This is a genomic window from Aurantimonas sp. 22II-16-19i, assembly GCF_002088275.1.
Taxonomy (GTDB): Bacteria; Pseudomonadota; Alphaproteobacteria; order Rhizobiales; family Rhizobiaceae; genus Jiella.
This window is the reverse complement of record NZ_AQQS01000042.1, coordinates 12,193-29,036: the sequence shown is the minus strand read 5'-3', so window position 1 is coordinate 29,036 and position 16,844 is coordinate 12,193. Positions and strand designations below refer to the sequence as shown.

Annotated in this window: 13 protein-coding genes; 6 read left to right on the top strand and 7 right to left on the bottom strand. The window is 69.0% G+C overall.

Going from position 1 to position 16,844, the window contains the following annotated elements:
* Nucleotides 1-342 precede the first annotated feature (342 nt).
* Nucleotides 343-1,665, top strand: a complete 1,323-nt coding sequence (locus ATO4_RS23445; protein WP_176223133.1) for an adenylate/guanylate cyclase domain-containing protein — start codon at nucleotides 343-345, stop codon at nucleotides 1,663-1,665.
* Between the two features lie 37 nt (nucleotides 1,666-1,702).
* On the opposite strand, the gene ATO4_RS23440 is transcribed toward ATO4_RS23445, so the two are convergent.
* Nucleotides 1,703-2,704: a GNAT family N-acetyltransferase gene (locus ATO4_RS23440; RefSeq protein WP_083594196.1), complete on the bottom strand. Its 1,002-nt coding sequence runs from the start codon at nucleotides 2,702-2,704 to the stop codon at nucleotides 1,703-1,705.
* 2 nt (nucleotides 2,705-2,706) lie between these two features.
* Entirely contained in the window at nucleotides 2,707-3,516 is an 810-nt protein-coding gene (locus tag ATO4_RS23435) for a polysaccharide deacetylase family protein (RefSeq protein WP_083594219.1), read from the bottom strand.
* A 299-nt stretch (nucleotides 3,517-3,815) separates the two neighbouring features.
* Between ATO4_RS23435 and ATO4_RS27430 the strand changes: the two genes are divergently transcribed.
* The 5 genes from ATO4_RS27430 to ATO4_RS23415 all read left to right on the top strand — a co-directional run bounded on the left by ATO4_RS27430 (nucleotide 3,816) and on the right by ATO4_RS23415 (nucleotide 11,186).
* A complete protein-coding gene (locus ATO4_RS27430) occupies nucleotides 3,816-4,124 on the top strand; it encodes a hypothetical protein (RefSeq protein ID WP_139802648.1) in 309 nt (102 codons plus the stop codon).
* Nucleotides 4,125-4,303: 179 nt separating this feature from the next.
* Nucleotides 4,304-6,031 carry a DUF3369 domain-containing protein gene (locus ATO4_RS23430; protein WP_083594195.1) on the top strand — a complete coding sequence of 576 codons (1,728 nt, stop codon included), beginning with the start codon at nucleotides 4,304-4,306 and terminating at the stop codon, nucleotides 6,029-6,031.
* 5 nt (nucleotides 6,032-6,036) lie between these two features.
* Nucleotides 6,037-6,750, top strand: a complete 714-nt coding sequence (locus ATO4_RS23425) for a response regulator (protein ID WP_083594218.1) — start codon at nucleotides 6,037-6,039, stop codon at nucleotides 6,748-6,750.
* Between the two features lie 250 nt (nucleotides 6,751-7,000).
* On the top strand, nucleotides 7,001-9,550 hold the full coding sequence (locus ATO4_RS23420; RefSeq protein WP_139802647.1) for a HAMP domain-containing sensor histidine kinase: 2,550 nt from the start codon (nucleotides 7,001-7,003) through the stop codon (nucleotides 9,548-9,550).
* Nucleotides 9,551-9,569: 19 nt separating this feature from the next.
* Nucleotides 9,570-11,186, top strand: coding sequence for an ABC transporter substrate-binding protein (locus ATO4_RS23415; RefSeq protein WP_176223132.1), 1,617 nt, complete (start codon nucleotides 9,570-9,572; stop codon nucleotides 11,184-11,186).
* A gap of 25 nt (nucleotides 11,187-11,211) precedes the next feature.
* On the opposite strand, the gene ATO4_RS23410 is transcribed toward ATO4_RS23415, so the two are convergent.
* The 5 genes from ATO4_RS23410 to ATO4_RS23390 all read right to left on the bottom strand — a co-directional run bounded on the left by ATO4_RS23410 (nucleotide 11,212) and on the right by ATO4_RS23390 (nucleotide 16,827).
* Nucleotides 11,212-12,198 (bottom strand): type II secretion system F family protein, encoded by a 987-nt coding sequence (locus ATO4_RS23410; protein WP_083594192.1) that lies wholly within the window; start codon nucleotides 12,196-12,198, stop codon nucleotides 11,212-11,214.
* Between the two features lie 112 nt (nucleotides 12,199-12,310).
* Nucleotides 12,311-13,318, bottom strand: a complete 1,008-nt coding sequence (locus ATO4_RS23405) for a type II secretion system F family protein (protein ID WP_083594191.1) — start codon at nucleotides 13,316-13,318, stop codon at nucleotides 12,311-12,313.
* 3 nt (nucleotides 13,319-13,321) lie between these two features.
* Nucleotides 13,322-14,788 carry a CpaF family protein gene (locus ATO4_RS23400; protein WP_083594190.1) on the bottom strand — a complete coding sequence of 489 codons (1,467 nt, stop codon included), beginning with the start codon at nucleotides 14,786-14,788 and terminating at the stop codon, nucleotides 13,322-13,324.
* Between the two features lie 24 nt (nucleotides 14,789-14,812).
* A complete protein-coding gene (locus ATO4_RS23395) occupies nucleotides 14,813-16,075 on the bottom strand; it encodes a CpaE family protein (RefSeq protein WP_245308906.1) in 1,263 nt (420 codons plus the stop codon).
* A 14-nt stretch (nucleotides 16,076-16,089) separates the two neighbouring features.
* A complete protein-coding gene (locus ATO4_RS23390) occupies nucleotides 16,090-16,827 on the bottom strand; it encodes a CpaD family pilus assembly lipoprotein (RefSeq protein WP_245308905.1) in 738 nt (245 codons plus the stop codon).
* Between the last annotated feature and the right edge of the window lie 17 nt (nucleotides 16,828-16,844).

Sequence of the window (16,844 nt, the reverse complement as noted above, 5' to 3'; positions counted from 1 at the left end):
TCCTGGCGCAGCCCTGATTGTGATGCCGCAGACAGGCCGGGGACCCGTCTTCGACGCCCCCGACCGGCCGGACTGAACCTCGTCCGGCAGGTCCCGGTCGGCCGTCTGCCGATCCCTCGTGCAACGACCCACTCCGGTCGCCCTACCTATTGCGTCGCAACCGTTCGATCAAGCGATACGAAACGGAGCGCCGACGATGGCCGCAGCGTCCCGGTCGATCGACGAGCCTTTCCCGCGTCACATACAGTTGACGTAATGGAAGCGTTTCGTGGACCATGATCGCAGCGAAGGCCGCACGAGATGGATGATGGTTCGTCCGGGAGCCGGCGGGAGGAAATGCCGATGGCCTTTTGGGCAATGCGTTCGCCGGGCCCCCTGCCGCCGCAGGTTGCCGCCGATATCCTGCGTTTCGACGCGGCGAGCGAGAGGCTGACCGGCTGGGTGCAGTTCGCCCTCGGCGGCTTCATTCTGGCCCTCTACCTGATCGCTCCGAAGCCGGTCGATTCGATATCGAGGAGCCTCGTCCCCCTCGGCCTTGCCGCCTATCTCGGCCTGACGCTCATCCGGCTCTATTTCTCCTACCGGGCGCCGCTGCCGAAGAGTTTTCTGTTCGGCTCGCTGATCGTCGACGTCGCCCTCCTCTACGCCCTGATCTGGTCGTTCCATCTGCAATACGAGCAGTCGCAGGCCTTCTCCCTGAAGGCGCCGACCATCCTCTATGTCTTCGTCTTCATCGCGCTCAGGGCGCTGCGCTTCGACCCGATCTGGGTGCTGTTGACCGGCCTCGTCGCCGCGCTGGGCTGGGTGATCATGGTCATCAACGCCATCGCCCAGGACGGCAGGGACGCCATTACCCGGAGCTTCGTCGAATATATCGACGGGGCCCGGATCCTGATCGGCGCCGAGGTCGACAAGATCGTCGTGATGGTCGTGGTCTCGGCCATTCTCGCCATCGCCGTGGCGCGGGCGCAGAAGCTCGTGCTGCGCACCGCCCGCGAGCAGATGGAACGCGCCGAGATCCGCCGGTTCCTGCCCGCGCCGGTGGAAGCGGCGATCACCGGCGCCGACAAGGCGATCGTCGCCGGCGACGGCGTCGAGCGCAACGCCGCGATGCTGATCCTCGACATTCGCGGCTTTTCGGCCTTTGCCGCCCGCCAGGACCCGAAGGACGTCGTCGCCGCCCTCGTCTCCCTGCATGCGATCGTCGTGCCGATCATCGAGAAGCACGGCGGCATCGTCGACAAATATCTCGGCGACGGCATGCTGGCGACCTTCGGCGCCGCGCGAGCGAGCGAGACGCCGGCCGCCGACGCCCTGAAGGCGCTCGGCGAGATCGTCGAGACGGCCACCCGCTGGACCGACGAGCACAGCGGCGAGACGGGCCTGCGCCTGTCGCTGAACGGGGCGGTGACGGCGGGACCGGTGATCTTCGCCGCCCTCGGCGACACGGCGCGGCTCGAATATACGGTGATCGGCGAGGCGGTGAACCTCGCCGCCAAGCTCGAGAAGCACAACAAGGCCGAGGGGACGGCGGCGCTGACCACGGCCGCGACGCTGGAGGCTGCGATCCTGCAAGGGTTTCGCCCCGAATGCCGGGTGACCCATCTTCCCGCCCGGCGCGTCGCCGGCGTCGCCGAGCCGCTGGGGCTGGTGGCGCTGGCGTGAGCGGGATGGCGCCGTGCAGCCGCCCGGGCCGCTCGGATCAAGGCAGCTTCTGGTCGAGGAGCAGCACTTCCGAATAGAGATGACCGACGTCGCGCGGGGCGACGTCGGGCGAGCGGTACCAGCGCGGCAGCGGGATGGTCTCGACCTCGCCCGGATCGTCGCCCGCGTTCATCATCCGCGTGTCGATCGCCAGCACCGCCTTCTCGCCGACCGTGACCAGAGCGGCGATCTCGGCCGCATTGGCCGAGAGGAAATCGGCATTCGAGGCGTGCAGCACCTCGTGATAGGCGACGGCGTCGCCCTTCAGCTTCCTCTGCCAGACCAGCCAGGTGCCACCGCCACCACCGCCACTCCGGCGCACCGCCTCGTGCGGCGGGCCTTGCGCACCGGCGAGGCGGGCCGGGCCCGCGCCATCCGCGCCGCCGGGTATGATGACGGCATGATGGATGTCGAGGGCGTGGTGATCGTCGAGCATCTGCCGTTCGGCCGCCGAAAGCCGTTCCCGGATCTCGGCCGGGTCGCGGATCAGCTTCAGGTCGGCGCCGTTCTCCCGCCCCCCGCTGCTGCCGACGCCATTGCCGCCGGGATGTCCCCCGCCGTTGCCCCCGTGGTGGCCCGGCCGGAAGAGGCTGCGGGTGTCGTCGAGGACGGAAAAGCCGAGCGCCCGGATCTTGCGGCCGGTGGCGCGGCGCGCGGTCATCGTCTGGTAGGTGACGCCGGGCTTGGCCATGCCGGATCGCAGCAGCTCGTCGCCGACGCCGGTGCCGCGATAGTCGGCCATCAGGTACCAGGAGGAAAGGTCGCAGAAGCGGCGGGTTCCGGCGGCCGTCGGGCGGTCCGAATAGATCGTGCCCATGAAGCCGACGATCCGGCCGGCATCCTCGACCAGCCAGCCCCGCTCGCTCCCCTCGGGGCGCCAGGGATAGTCGAGCAGCAGCCGCCAGGTCTCGGCCGGGATGCGGCGGTTCATCTTCTCGTGCAGCAGCGCCGCCACCGCATCGACGTCGCCCTCTCCGGCCGGCCGGACCCGCGCCGCCATCGTCAGCGCACCGGGCTCTCGGTGAGGAGCGTCGTGATCGGCAGGAAGCGGATGGCCGGATGCGCGCCGACCCGGCCGAGCAGCCGCTCGAGGAACGACCAGGTCGCCTCGTCGTGGTCGAGATGGTGGGTCAGGATGCCGAGCGGCTCGTCCGGATCGGTCAGGCCCAGCCGGCGATCGCGAAGCCGCTCGGCCAGGAGCCGGATCAGCTTCTCGGCCCCGGCGAAGGCCGGTCCGCCCTTCCAGGTCAGAAGGTCGAGATGGGCGTTGATCGCGGCGAGGCGCGGCGGCAGGACGAGCGGCGCGTCCTCTGTGGAGCCCTCGCCGCCCGGTCCCTGATAATGCCGGGGCCCGAAGCCCGACAGGCCGAGATAGCCCTGTTGCGGCAGGGCCGCCGCCACCGCCGGGTCGATGCGGTTCCACGGCGGCACCAGGAAGGGCAGGAAACTCGCACCGAAGGTCCGCATCAGGATGCGCATGCCGTCGCCGAGCTCGGCGAGCACCGTCTCGAGCGGCCGCTCGCCGCCGCATTCGACGGCGCGCCTGCCGGGGCCGGCATGATTGGTGTGGGCGTAGCCGTGCTGCAGCACCGTGATGCCGGGAGCGGCCAGCGCCCCGACGAGATCGGCCGTCATCGCCGCCGGCACCGCGGCGATGGCGATCGGCAAACGGTGGCGCCGCGCCGCGCCGACCAGCCGGGCGAGCTGCGGCGTCGCGGCCGCCGCGTCGTCGTCCCGCCACCACAGCGAGGCCGCCCGGCCGGCGGCCGCCCACTGGTCGAGTTCCTCGTCGAGAAGGTCGAATGACTGCATCGTTTCGGTGACGGACCGGTCGCTCCCGCGCGATCGCTGGAATACCCGGCCGCCGTCTCCCTCGTTGGTGTTCCGCCGCCGGGCGACGCCGAGCCGGCTCTGGGTTTTCCAATGTCGCAAGGCCGGCGCTGCCGCAAGGCCGGGCCGTCGCAAGGCCGGCTCCGTTCCAGCGACGGTGCCGGCTTCCGGGACGCCGGCGGCGCAAGCCGTCGCCGCACCGCCCCTCGAACCTCGAACCGGCTCGCGCCGTCTGCCCTGATCGCGATCACCACCGGGGCTGCCACACATTGGATACCGCCATGACGTCGTTTTGCGAACCCCTTTCCGCCTGCCTGCCCCCCTGCCCGCCCGTCGCGGCGTCGAGGCCCGTCGCCGCGCCGCTTCGCCGGCGCCCCGCCACCGCCCTCGCCACCGCGCTTGCCCGTGCCCTCCTCGGCCCCTCCCGCCGGCGCCTCCAGAACATCGAGGACATCGATCCCGGCATCCTCGCCGACCTCGGTCTCGGCGGGTTTGCCGGCGGCTCGCGGCTGCCGGCCGGCGAGCGCGCGCGCCGCCAGGCGGACATGGCCCGGGAATTCGCCTCGCGGGGCCGCCCGGCCAAGCGTTGAGGCGAGCGCCATGCGAGGATCGGAGCCCCGCCGGCCGCGCAACGCCCAGGCCGGCAGGGATTTGCAACCGGAACTGCTGGTCCCTGATCTTACGCTCGGGTATGATGAAGGATGTCCATGCGCCGAAGGAACGGATTCCATCGACCAGCTGAACGGGCTAGACGACGGCCGACGCAACAATGACGAGTGATTTCCTGGAGTTCGCCGAACCGGACGAGACCGTCGAGGAGCCTTCCTCCCGGCCGGGCTGGAAGCTTGCGGTCATCGACGACGACGAGGCGGTCCACGAGGGCACGCGATTCGCGCTGCGGCACTTTGCGCTGCATGGCTGGAGCCTCGAGATCATCGGCGCCCGCTCGGCGCGCGAGGGGCTTAAGCTGCTCAAGGCCCATCCCGACACCGCGGTCGTCCTCCTCGACGTCGTCATGGAGAGCGACGATGCCGGGCTGAAGCTCGCCAAGGCGATCCGCGAGGAGCTGAAGAACGACCTCGTGCGGATCATCCTGCGCACCGGCCAGCCGGGCCAGGCGCCCGAGCGGCAGGTCGTCGTCGACTACGACATCAACGACTACAAGGCCAAGACCGAGCTCACCGCCGACCGCCTGTTCACCACCCTGACGGCGGCGCTGCGCGGCTACGACCAGCTGAAGCGGCTCGACGACACCCGCGTCGGCCTCGAAATGATCGTCGCGGCCTCGGCGTCGCTGTTCGACGACCGGTCCCTGAAGACCCTGGCGCATGGCGTGTTGATCCAGATCAGCGCGCTTCTGGAGATCGAGACCGACGGCATCCTGATCATGCGCGAGACCAATGGCGCCGATCCGATGGTGCTCGCCGGCCTCGGCAAGTTCGAGAGGCCGGAGGAGACCGGGATCGACCGGAGCGAGCTGTTCGCCGCCGCCGCGACGGTGGAGATCGGCCGCCCGGTCCGGCACGACGGTCTCGTCTGCCTGTTCGTCAAGACCGGCAGCGGCGCCGAGATCCTGGTGGCGCTGGCGACGGCCAGCGAACTCACCGAGACCCAGGCCTCGCTGGTGTCGGTGTTCTCCGCCAAGCTCGCCATCGCCTTCGACAATGCCCGGCTCTACGACGAATTGCGGATCGCCAACGAGGAACTCGAGGCGCGGGTGGCCCGGCGGACGCTGGAGCTGGCCAACGCCAACGAGCGGCTGAACGCGCAAGGGGCGCAGTTGAAGCGGGTGAACGCCTTCAAGAACGAGATCCTCGGCACCATCGCCCACGACCTGAAGAATCCCATCGCGGTGATCCTCGGGCGCAGCGAGATGATGACCAGCATGATGGAGCAGCTGGACGAGGCGATGCGCGAGCGCTTCGCCAAGCAGGTGGGCCACATCAGGAATTCCGCCGAGCGCATGACCCGGATCGTCGACATGTCGATCGCCGACGCCCTTGCCGACGCCCTCGACATCACCGTCGAGCGGAGCCCCGTCGACCTGTCCGCGATCACCGCGGCGACCGCCGAACTCAGCCGCGCCCTCGCCGAGAACAAGCGGCAGACCCTGACCGTCGCCGCCGACGCGCCCCTCGAGGTCGAGGGCGACCCGGACCGGCTCGCCGAGGCGATCGACAATCTCGTCAGCAACGCGATGAAATACGCCCCGGTCGGTGGCGAGATCCGGGTCGAGGCGGCGCGCCACGGCAACCAAGCCAAGGTGACGGTCTCCGATTCCGGGCCCGGCCTCAACCAGCAGGACATCGTCCGCCTGTTCGGCCGGTTCCAGCGGCTCTCGGCCCAGCCGACGGCGGGCGAAAGCTCGACCGGCCTCGGCCTGTCGATCGTGCGCAAGATCGTCGAGCTGCATCACGGGGAGATCGTCGTCGAGGAGAGCGGACCCTTGGGCGGCGCCTCCTTCGCGATTCTCCTGCCGGTTCTGGAGCCCCGATGACCGCCATGGCAGAACCCCGGATCTTCGTCGTCGACGACGAGGCCGAGACGCGAGAACTCATCGGCGACTATCTCGTCATGCACGGCTTCTGCGTGCGGCTGCTCGAGGATGGCGCCCGGATGCGCGAACAGATGGCGATCGAGCGGCCGGACCTGATCCTCCTCGACCTCAACATGCCGGGCGAGGACGGGCTGTCGATCGTGCGCAGCCTCAAGGCGGTCACCGACGTGCCGGTGATCATGCTGACGGCGACGGCGAGCCTGGTCGACCGGGTCGTCGGGCTCGAACTCGGGGCCGACGACTATCTCGCCAAGCCCTGCGAGCTGCGCGAGCTCCTCGCGCGCATCCGCTCGGTGATGCGGCGCGCCGGCGGCAAGCCGGCCGCCCGCGCCGACGAGCCGGCCCAGCCGCGCCGCGAGATCCGTTTCGGAACCAAGTGGCTCGATCTCGACGCCCAGTCGCTGCGGAGCGACGACGGCGACGAGCAGCCGCTGGTGCACAGCGAGTTCTCGCTGCTCAAGGCCTTCGCCGAGAACCCGCGCCGGGTGCTGTCGCGCGAACGGCTGCTGGATCTCGCCAGCGCCAGGGACTCCGAGCCCTTCGACCGCGCCGTCGACGTTCGGATCACCCGCATCCGCAAGAAGATCGAGCCCGATCCGGCGCGGCCGACGGTGATCCGCACCGTGCGCGGCGCCGGCTACATGTTCTCGCCGGACTGAACGGCACGCCTCCGGCCCGACAACAGCTTGCGGCACCAAGGCTTTCCCCGGCGCCCGGCGCCGCCTGGCCCGATTTGGCCGCGGCGACGAAACCCCGAAGAAACGCTGACGAAACACGGATCGCCTATGAGGCGGGATGTGCCATGACGACCGGGACGGATCCGGATCTTCGCGGCATTCGGCTTTACGAGCACGGCTGAATCGATAGGATGATCACCGTTCGTTTTCACGCGGGTCGGCGGCTTGCGCCGTGCGCGTCGGTGGCGTTCGCGCCGGGGCGGCGGTGGTGCATCACGACCTGACCCTCCCACGCGAGCCCTTGCCGGCGCCCTTCGACATTGCGTCATCGGGAAAGGGCGGCGGCATCTTCCGGCTCTCGATCACCCGCAGGGTCTTCCTCGTCGGTGCGATGCCGATCGTCCTCGCGGTGCTGCTCGGCGTCGGCTCCATCGTCCTGTTCGACCGGGCCGACGAGGCGCGCCGCGGCGCCCTCACCGTCTCCGCCGTCTTCCGCAACGTGGTCTCGGCGATGAGCGCCCGGGACGATTTCATCGCCGCCGATCCGTCCAGCCGCGACACCCCTCTCGGCGCCTTCATGGCCAATATCGGGGCGGCGACCGCGGGCCTGTCCGAGATCGGCACCGAAACCAGCGACGGCGACGTCAGCGATGCGGTGACCGCGACGATCGGCTCGCTGGAGCGCTTTCGCCGGGCGATGGGCGAGCTGCAGATCGCCATCGAGCAGAACGACGCCCGCAGGCAGGCGATGAGCGCCCGCCTCGACCGGTTGATCGCCCTGGCGCAGGAGGCGAGCGGCCGCCAGCAGGCGGCCAATGCCGGCGTCGTGGCGCAATTGCGCCAGAGCGACCGGGCGATGCGCGAGGCGCTCGATCTGACCTCGGCAGTGATCGCCATGCGCGGAGCGGTCATCGACAGCTGGCTGCGCCGCCTGAGAGCCAACCCGGCGGCTGCCTCGAACGCCCGCCCGCCATCTCCGCAGTCCCTGCCGGAACCGACGCCGGGCCAAGCCGCAACCGCCGGCCAGGCCGGCGCGCAACAGCCGATTTCCGGCAGTTCGGCCACCGGCGTCGCGGCCAGCGAGGACAGCCTTGCCGCCGCCCGCCTCGCCAATGCCGCCGACGGCCTGCGCACCGCCTTTCGGGCCGCGGGACGGGCATCGCAGATCGCGCAATTCGAGGCCGAACTCGCCGGCTTTCGCGCCGATGGCTGGCCCGAGCGGCTGCTGACATCCCTCAGCCGCTCCCTGAAGATCGACGGCAGCGCCGTCAGGGCCGCCGAGGAGTCCTTCGCCGGCCTCCTCGACAATGCGGTGGCAGCCCAGACGACGGAGGAGCGGGCGCAGGACATCACCGTCGAGACGATCCGGCTCGGCGAGAAGACCCGCGAAGCCATGCGCCTGCGCGACAGCGACGAGATTGCCCGGATGATCGAGCGCAACACCAGCCTGCGCGAGGCGATCGCCGGACTGCCGATCTCGCCGATCGTCCAGTCCGAGATGCTCGACGCGCTGGATTCCTGGCGGCGCGAACTCGCTGCCGCCCATGACGGGCTGGCCGCCCAGAACGCCATCCTGCGGCGCATGGCGGTCGCCTCGACCGGCATCGTCTTCGAGGTCTCCAACCTCAACTCGTCCCTGTCGACGAACGCCGACGACATCGGTACTGCGGCGCGTCGGATCCTGATCGTCAGCGCCGTCCTCTGCCTCCTCGTCGCGATGGCCTTCGGTCTCGGGGTCGCACGCTCGATCACCCTGCCGCTGAAGCGTCTCGAGCAGGGCATGCTGGTGCGGGCGGCCGATCCCACCCTCGGCCCCCTGCCGGAAGCTCAGCGCACCGACGAGATCGGCCGGATGACGCGGGCGACCAATCATTTCCTCGACGAGCTCACCAAGCGCGAGGCGGCGCTGCTGCTCGCCAAGGACGAGACCGACCGGGCGCTCGCGGAACTCAAGCGGACCCAGAGGGACCTCATCCAGAGCGAGAAGCTCGCCTCCCTCGGCCAGCTCGTCGCCGGCGTCGCCCACGAGATCAACACGCCCCTCGGCGTCGCTCTGACCACCTCGACCGTGATGCGCCAGGAGACCGAGAAGTTCCGCCGGGCGACCAGCGAGGGCAAGGTCACCCGGCAGGCCTTCGACGACTTCATCGAGCGCACCGGCGAAGGCACGGCCCTCGTCGACGCCAATCTGTCGCGCGCCGCCGGCCTCGTCGTCAGCTTCAAGCAGGTGGCGGCCGATCAGGCCAGCGGCGAGCGGCGGGCCTTCCGGATGGACGAGTTCATCGAGGATCTCTTCCGCAGCCTCGGGCCGATGCGCCGGCGCGCCGGACACGAGCTGGAGATCGACTGCGAGGGCGGAATCGCCATGGTCTCCTATCCCGGCGCCCTGTCCCAGGTGCTGACCAACCTCCTGACCAACGCCTATGCCCACGCCTTCGAGGAGGGCGAGACCGGCCGCATCGAGGTCCGGGTGCGCGGCAAGGGGCCGGACCGCGTCGAGATCGTCTTCTCCGACGACGGGCGCGGCATCGCGGCCGGCAATCTCGCCCGCATCTTCGACCCGTTCTTCACCACCGGCCGCGCGTCCGGATCCACCGGGCTCGGCCTGCACATCGTCCACAACCTCGTCACCGCCACCCTCGGCGGATCGATCGAGACCGTCAGCGCGCTCGGCGGCGGCACGAGCTTCGTCATCGACATCCCGCGCGTTTCCAAAGATGCCTCGGCTGCCGCTCACGACCCCGCCGGCAACGGCTCGCGCGAGCCGGCCCTCAACGCCTGAAGTCGCAGAAAGGAGACCCTTGCCCGTCCGTTTGCCCGTTCTTTCGTCTGCCCGTATCCGCGGTCTCGGTCTCGGTCTCGCACTCGCCGTCGCCGCAGCCGTGCCGGCGACGGCGGCGACGGCCGCCAAGACGCTGGTCTTCTGCTCGCAGGACAGCCCGGAGACCCTGTCGCCGCCGCTGGCCGCCTCCAGCGTCGCCATGGATGCGATCCGGCCGGTCTTCGACACGCTCGTCGCCTTCGCGCCGGGAACGACCGACATCGTCCCGTCGCTGGCGACGCACTGGTCGATCTCGCCGGACGGGCGGGACTACACCTTCCACCTGCGCGAAGACGTCGCCTTCCAGGCGAGCGAGGCGTTCACGCCGACAAGGGCGATGGACGCCGCCGACGTGATCTTCAGCTTCGGCGGATCGGCGGGCGGCGAGCGCGGCGCGGACTACGAGGAGTTTCGCGATCCCGGCCTTGCCGGCCTCCTCGAATCGGTGACGCCGCTGGACGACCACACGGTGCGGTTCCGCCTGAAGCGGTCGGACGCGGCGCTGCTTGCCCAGCTCGCGATGCCGGTGAATTCGATCCTCTCGGCCGAGTACCGCCACCGGATGGTGCAGCAGGGCACGCCGGAGCGTTTCGACGAACGGCCGATCGGCACCGGCCCGTTCCGCTTCCTCGACTTCAGGCAAGGCGTCGCGATCCGCTACCAGGCCTTCGAAGACCATTGGCGCGGCCGGCCGAAACTCGACACGCTGGTGTTCTCGATCACGCCCACGGCCTCGGCGCGGTTGCAGAAGCTGAAGGCGGGCGAATGCCAGGTCTCGGCGACGCCCAATCCAGGCGAGATCGCCGAGATCGCCGCCGACCCTTCGCTGAGGCTCTTTGCGATTTCCGGTCTCAGCATCGGCTATCTCGCCATCAACACGACCCGCAAGCCGTTCGACGACGTGCGCGTGCGCCGCGCCCTCAACATGGCGATCGACCGCGAGGCGATCCTTTCGGCGATCTATCCCGGCATGGGCACGCGGGCCGACACGCCGCTGCCGTCGGCGTCCTGGGCGAGTGCCGGCGCAGCGCAAGCCTATCCCTACGCTCCCGAGGAAGCCCGCCGGCTGCTGATCGAGGCCGGCGTCACCGACGGCCTGAAGGTCGATCTCTGGTATCCGCCGGACGACCGGTCCTACAATCCCGATGCGCGGCGGATGGCCCGCATGATCGCCTCGGATCTCGAACCGCTCGGGATCAAGGTCGTCCGCAATTCCGCTCCCTGGGAGACCTACTGGCGCAAGCTGATGAACGGCGAGACGACCCTCGCCCTCGCCGGCTGGATCGGCGACAATGGCGATCCGGACAACTTCATGGCGACGCTGCTTTCCTGTGCCGGCGCGGCCAGGGGCGGCCACAACGTCGCGCGCTGGTGCGACGCCGGCTACGACACGCTGATCGAACGGGCGCGGCAGGTCACCGACCGGACGGCGCGGGCGAGGATCTACGCCGACGCCCAGGCGATCTTCCATGAACAAGCGCCCTGGGTGCCGATCGCCAGCCCCCGCTTTCTGGTGGCGGCGCGGGCGACCGTCATGAACTTCGTCATGAACCCGCTCGGCTTCCACGACTTTTCGGCCGTCGACCTCGCCGAATAGCGCCCGCCCCCGCCCCGCAGGCGGTTCAGTCGAGACCGATGACGCGGATGACCGCCGGCCCCAGGATGACGGCGAACAGCACCGGCAGGAAGAACACGATCATCGGCACCGTCAGCTTCGGCGGCAGGGCGGCGGCCTTCTTCTCGGCCGCGTTCATGCGGATGTCGCGGTTCTCCTGGGCCATGACGCGCAGCGCCTGGCCGAGCGGCGTGCCGTAGCGCTCGGCCTGGATCAGCGCGGTGCAGACCGCCTTCACGCCGTCGAGGCCGGTGCGCGTCACGAGGTTCTCATAGGCGAGCTTGCGGTCCGGCAGGAAGGACAGTTCGGCGGTGAGCAGGATCAGCTCCTCGGCGAGCGGGATCGACTGGATGCCGATCTCCTCGGCCACCCGGCGGAACGCCGCCTCGATGGAATTGCCGGATTCGACGCAGATCAACAGGAGATCGAGCGCGTCCGGCCAGGCCCGCATGATCGACTGCTTGCGCTTGGAGGCGGTGTTCTTGACCAGGATCACCGGAATGTAGAAGCCGACCCAGCCGGCGACGAGAAAAACCAGGATACGGGCGGAGATCGGCCAGGCGGCGAGGAAGCCGAGGCCGAAGATGTAGAAGGCGGCGATGGCGAAGAAGACCAGCGGGATCGTCACCCGGGCGAACAGGAACATCGTCAGCGGTCGCTGGCCACGATAGCCGGCCGCCCTGAGGGTGGCGAGCGTCTTGTCGTCGACCAGCGCCTTGCGCAGGTTCAGCTGCTCGACGACGAGGCCGGCGATGCCGCGATTGTCCTCCTGGCGCAGGCCCCGGCTGCGCTCCTTCTCGGAGGCGAGCCGCGCCCTCTCGCGGGCGCGGATCTGATCGCGCTCCAGCGCCACGGCCTTCATGCGGCCCTTCAGCTTGTCGCCGCCCATCGCCGGCAGCGCGACGGCGAGGAGCGAGGTGAACACCCCGATCGCCACGATCGCGCTGAGGACGATCTGGCTCGACAGGCCGATGGCTTGCAACATGTCTTCCATGGCGCGCGGAACCTTCTGGAGCGCTGGAGCGGAATGGCAGCGCGCCGGTCGCGTGCCATCCGTTCGTCTTTGCATCATCGCGGCGGGTGGGCGGGCCGGCGGACCCGACCGATCAGAAGTCGAAGTTGATCATGTTCTTCATCACGACGACGCCGATCAGCATCCAGAAGGCGCTGATGCCCATCAGGATCTGGCCGTAGATGTTGGTGTAGAGCAGGCTGATGTAGTCGGGGTTGGTCAGCGTCACCAGCGCGAACACCACCACCGGCAGGGCGCCGATGATGCCGGCCGAGGCCTTGGCCTCCATCGAGACGGCCTGGATCTTGTCGCGCATCTTCTTGCGTTCGCGCAGCACCTTGGAAAGGTTGCCGAGCGCCTCGGACAGATTGCCGCCGGCCTGGGCCTGGATGCCGATGACGATGGCGAAGAAGTTGGATTCCGCCGTCGGGATGTTGCGGTAGAGCCGTTCGACGGCGTCGGTGATCGACATGCCGAGCTGCTGGCTCTCGACGATGCGGCGGAACTCCGAACGCACCGGCTCGGAGGTCTCGCTGGCGATCATCTTCAGGGTGTCGTTCAGCGGCAGGCCGGATTTGACGCCGCGCACGATCAGGTCGATCGCGGTGGGAAATTCCTGGGTGAAGGCGGCGAAGCGCTTCTTGCGGGCGCGGGCGAGGAAGAACCGCGGCAGCCCGAGACCGGCGATCAGGCCGATGCCGAGGGCGATGACGAGCGGGGCGCCGAAGACCAGGCTGATCAGGGCCGCAAACAGCCCGAGGCCGGCGCCGATCAGCCAGAACAGGCGCACGCTCATCGTCCAGCCGGCCTGTTCCATCCGCCGGTCGAGGGAGACCTTCGCGACATGCTTGTCGCGTTCCTTCTGGCGGGCTTCGAGGTCCTTCAGCGAATTCTGGATGGTCTTGCGCCGCTTGACCTGCTCCTGCAGCCGGTCGCGCGTGGCCTTGTGGGCCAGGCGGTCGGTCTCGTTGCGGCTGACGAGGCTGCGCCGCTGCTGGGTCTTCTTCTCGTTGTCGATCCGCGGCTGCAGCACCGCGAAGGCGAGGCCGCCGGCGGCGATGGTGGAGAGCACGACGAAGAGGAGGACTGCGCCGATGTCCATGGCTCAGCGTCCCGTTTCCAGCTTGTCGACGGAACTGTCGTCGAGCGCCCGGGCGAGCCGGTTCTCCTCGTTGTAGTAGCGGGCCCTATCCCAGAAAGCGGGACGGCCGATGCCGGTCGAGCGGTGCTTGCCGATGATGCGCCCGTTCGCGTCCTCGCCGACCATCTCGTAGACGAAGAGATCCTGGGTGGTGATGACGTCGCCCTCCATCCCGAGGACCTCGGTGATGTGGGTGATGCGGCGCGAGCCGTCGCGCAGGCGCGCCGCCTGGACGATGACGTCGACCGAGCCGGTGATGATCTCCTTCACCGTGCGCGACGGCAGCGAATAGCCGCCCATGGCGATCATCGATTCCATGCGGTTGAGGCACTCGCGCGGCGAATTGGAGTGGATCGTGCCCATCGAGCCGTCATGGCCGGTGTTCATCGCCTGGAGGAGATCGAACACCTCCGGTCCGCGCACCTCGCCGACGATGATCCGCTCGGGGCGCATGCGCAGGCAGTTCTTGACGAGGTCGCGCATGGTGATCTCGCCCTCGCCCTCGATGTTGGGCGGCCGGGTCTCGAGCCGCACCACGTGGGGCTGCTGCAATTGCAGCTCGGCCGAGTCCTCGCAGGTGATGATGCGCTCGTCCTCGTCGATGTAGCGGGTCAGGCAGTTGAGCAGCGTCGTCTTGCCCGAGCCGGTGCCGCCCGAGATGACGACGTTGCAGCGCACCCGGCCGATGATCTGCAGGATGTCGGCGCCGGCCGGCGATATCGCCCCGAACTGCACGAGCTGGTCGAGGGTCAGCTTGTCCTTCTTGAACTTTCGGATCGTCAGCGCCGTGCCGTCGATGGCCAGCGGCGGCGCGATGACGTTGACGCGCGAGCCGTCCGGCAGGCGCGCGTCGCAGATCGGCGAGGTCTCGTCGACCCTTCGGCCGACCTGGCTGACGATGCGCTGGCAGATGTTGAGGAGCTGCTGGTTGTCGCGGAAGCGCACCGTCGTCTTCTGCACCTTGCCGGCGACTTCGATGAAGGTGTCGCGGGCGCCGTTGACCATGATGTCGGCGATGTCGTCGCGGGCCAGCAGCGGCTCCAGCGGGCCGTAGCCGAGCACATCGTTGCAGATGTCGGAGAGCAGTTCCTCCTGCTCGGCGATCGACATCGCGAAGTTCTTGATCGCGATGATGTCGTTGACGATGTCGCGGATTTCCTCGCGGGCGGCGTCCTGCTCCATGCCGGCGAGCTGCGACAGGTCGATCGTGTCGATCAGCGCGGCGAAGACCTGGCTCTTGCGGTCGTAATATTCGGGCGTGCGCTCGGGCGCCGCCCGCGGCACGGCGGCCGGAGCCGGCTGGCTCGTCCGTTGCGGCGCCGGCGCGGCGACCGGCCTCGGCGCGGGAGCCGGCTGTTGCGGCTCGACCGGCCGCGGCATGGTCGCGACGTTGCCCGAGGACGCCTTCTCGTTTCCGCGCTTGCCGAACATGGTCTGGTTCCCGATTCCCGATGCTTACGATTTCAGCCGGAGCCGGCCGAAGAGGCCCGGCTTCTTCGGCTTTCTCGCCTCGCCCCGGCCCGTCAGGACATGGGCGATGTGGTGGAAGACCGCGATCGAGGGGTGCTTGACGTCGGTCTCCCCGATCATCCGGCCACTGTTGGCGGCATTGCCGAAGGTGCCCGGATCGAAGGCGATCTCGCCCAGCGGATGCAGGCCGAGCGGCTCGGTGAACTCGGAGGCCGAGATCTCCGGCCGCTTCGGCATGGCGAGCTGGTTGAGGATCAGATAGGGGGGCGCGTCGTTCGGCCGGACCTTGGCGAGGGTGTCGACGAGGTTCTTGGCGTTGCGCAGGTTGGCAAGGTCCGGCGCGGCGGTGATCACCACCTGGTCGGCGCGGGCCAAGACGGTGCGCGTCCACTCGTTCCAGACATGCGGCACGTCGAGCAGCACCGCCGGGGCGCCGCGCTGGGCGGTCTCGATCAGCGCGTTGAAGGCGTCGCCCTCGAAATCATAGGTGCGGTCGAGCATCGAGGGCGCGGCGAGCAGCGACAGGTGCTCGGCGCACTGGGCGAGCAGGCGGTCGAGATAGACGTCGTCGATGCGGTCGGCGGACTGCAGCGCCTCGGCGATCCCCTGGGCCGGATCCTGGTCGAAATTGATGTTGGCGGTGCCGAAGGCGAGATCGAGATCGGCGAGCACCACGTCGGTGGAGAACAGCTTGGAGATCGACCAGGCGACGTTGTGGGCGAGCGTCGAGGAGCCGACGCCGCCCTTGGCGCCGACGAAGGCGATGGTGCGGCCGAGCGGCTCGGCGCCTTCGGCGAGGAACAATTCGCCGATCACCGTCATCACGTCGCCGAGCGAGATCGGCGCCACCAGATATTCGGAAATGCCCCGGTGGATCAGGTCGCGGTAGAGCGCCACGTCGTTGTGATGGCCGATGATCACGACCTTCGAGCCGGGATCGCAGAAGTCGGCGAGGACGTCGAGCTCGGAGACCAGCTCGAGGGGCGTGAGGCGCGATTCCAGGATGACGAGATTGGGTGTCGGCGCCGTCTGGAAGTGCTCGGTGGCGGCCTTGATGCCGCCCATCTGCACCTTCAGGTGGGCCTTCGCCATGCGCCGGTCGCTGCCGGCCTTCTCGATCGGGACGGCGACGCCCTCGGTCTCGCAGAAGGCCTGGATCGAGATCCGCGGGATCGGGCGAACCTTGTCGATCTGCTGGCGATCCTGCGGCGTGAACGCCCCGGATCCGGTGGCGAGCGTCTGTTCCATCGACATGTTCCCCATCACCACTCGTAGTCGGACTCGGCGTCCATCGGATCGGCGCTCGTGACCTTGCCGTTGCGATATTTGTCGATCACGTTCGTGCGGCGCTGGGCATCGGACGGATCCATGCCGCGCGGCGCGAGCAGATCGCGCGGGTCGGCGATCTGCGCCGCGATGTTCTGCTGACTGGCGCAGCCGAAATTGTAGTAGTTCTTGTTCTCTTGGGTTTCCCCGAGATCCTCGGGCCAGCGGCCGCAGGGCCCGGTCTCGGCGACGAGGGTGGAATAGGCCAGCCGGATCGGCGTCGGCCCGGTGTCGCCGACCGCCGAATAGGGCATGATCAGGATCCGCTTGCGATCGACGCGCTGCTTCTGCAGCGTCTTGACGACATCCCGCGAGACCGCGTCGGCGGCCCGTTCGTTGGCCGATCCGTAGGGCACCAGGACGCGGATCGTGTCGATCCGGTCGGCATTGAAGCGGCTGGCGAACTCCTCGACGCGGCTGCGGCTGGACAGCGTCAGCCGGGCTTCCGAGGAGGAGACCGGGATGTCGATCGCCGTCTCGGCCTGCGACACGACGATCGGATGCCGGGTGCGGTAGTCGTCGGGAATGGCTCCGACCTCGACGTGCTGGACGTTGCCGCAGCCGGCGAGCAGCGACATGGCGAGAAGCGCGAGGACGCGGCGGGCGCCCAGCCCCGGTCCGGCGGTGCCGGCCTTTGCGGAAGATCGACGCGAAAAGAGAGGATGCTGTGTCACGGTCGTACGATCCCTCG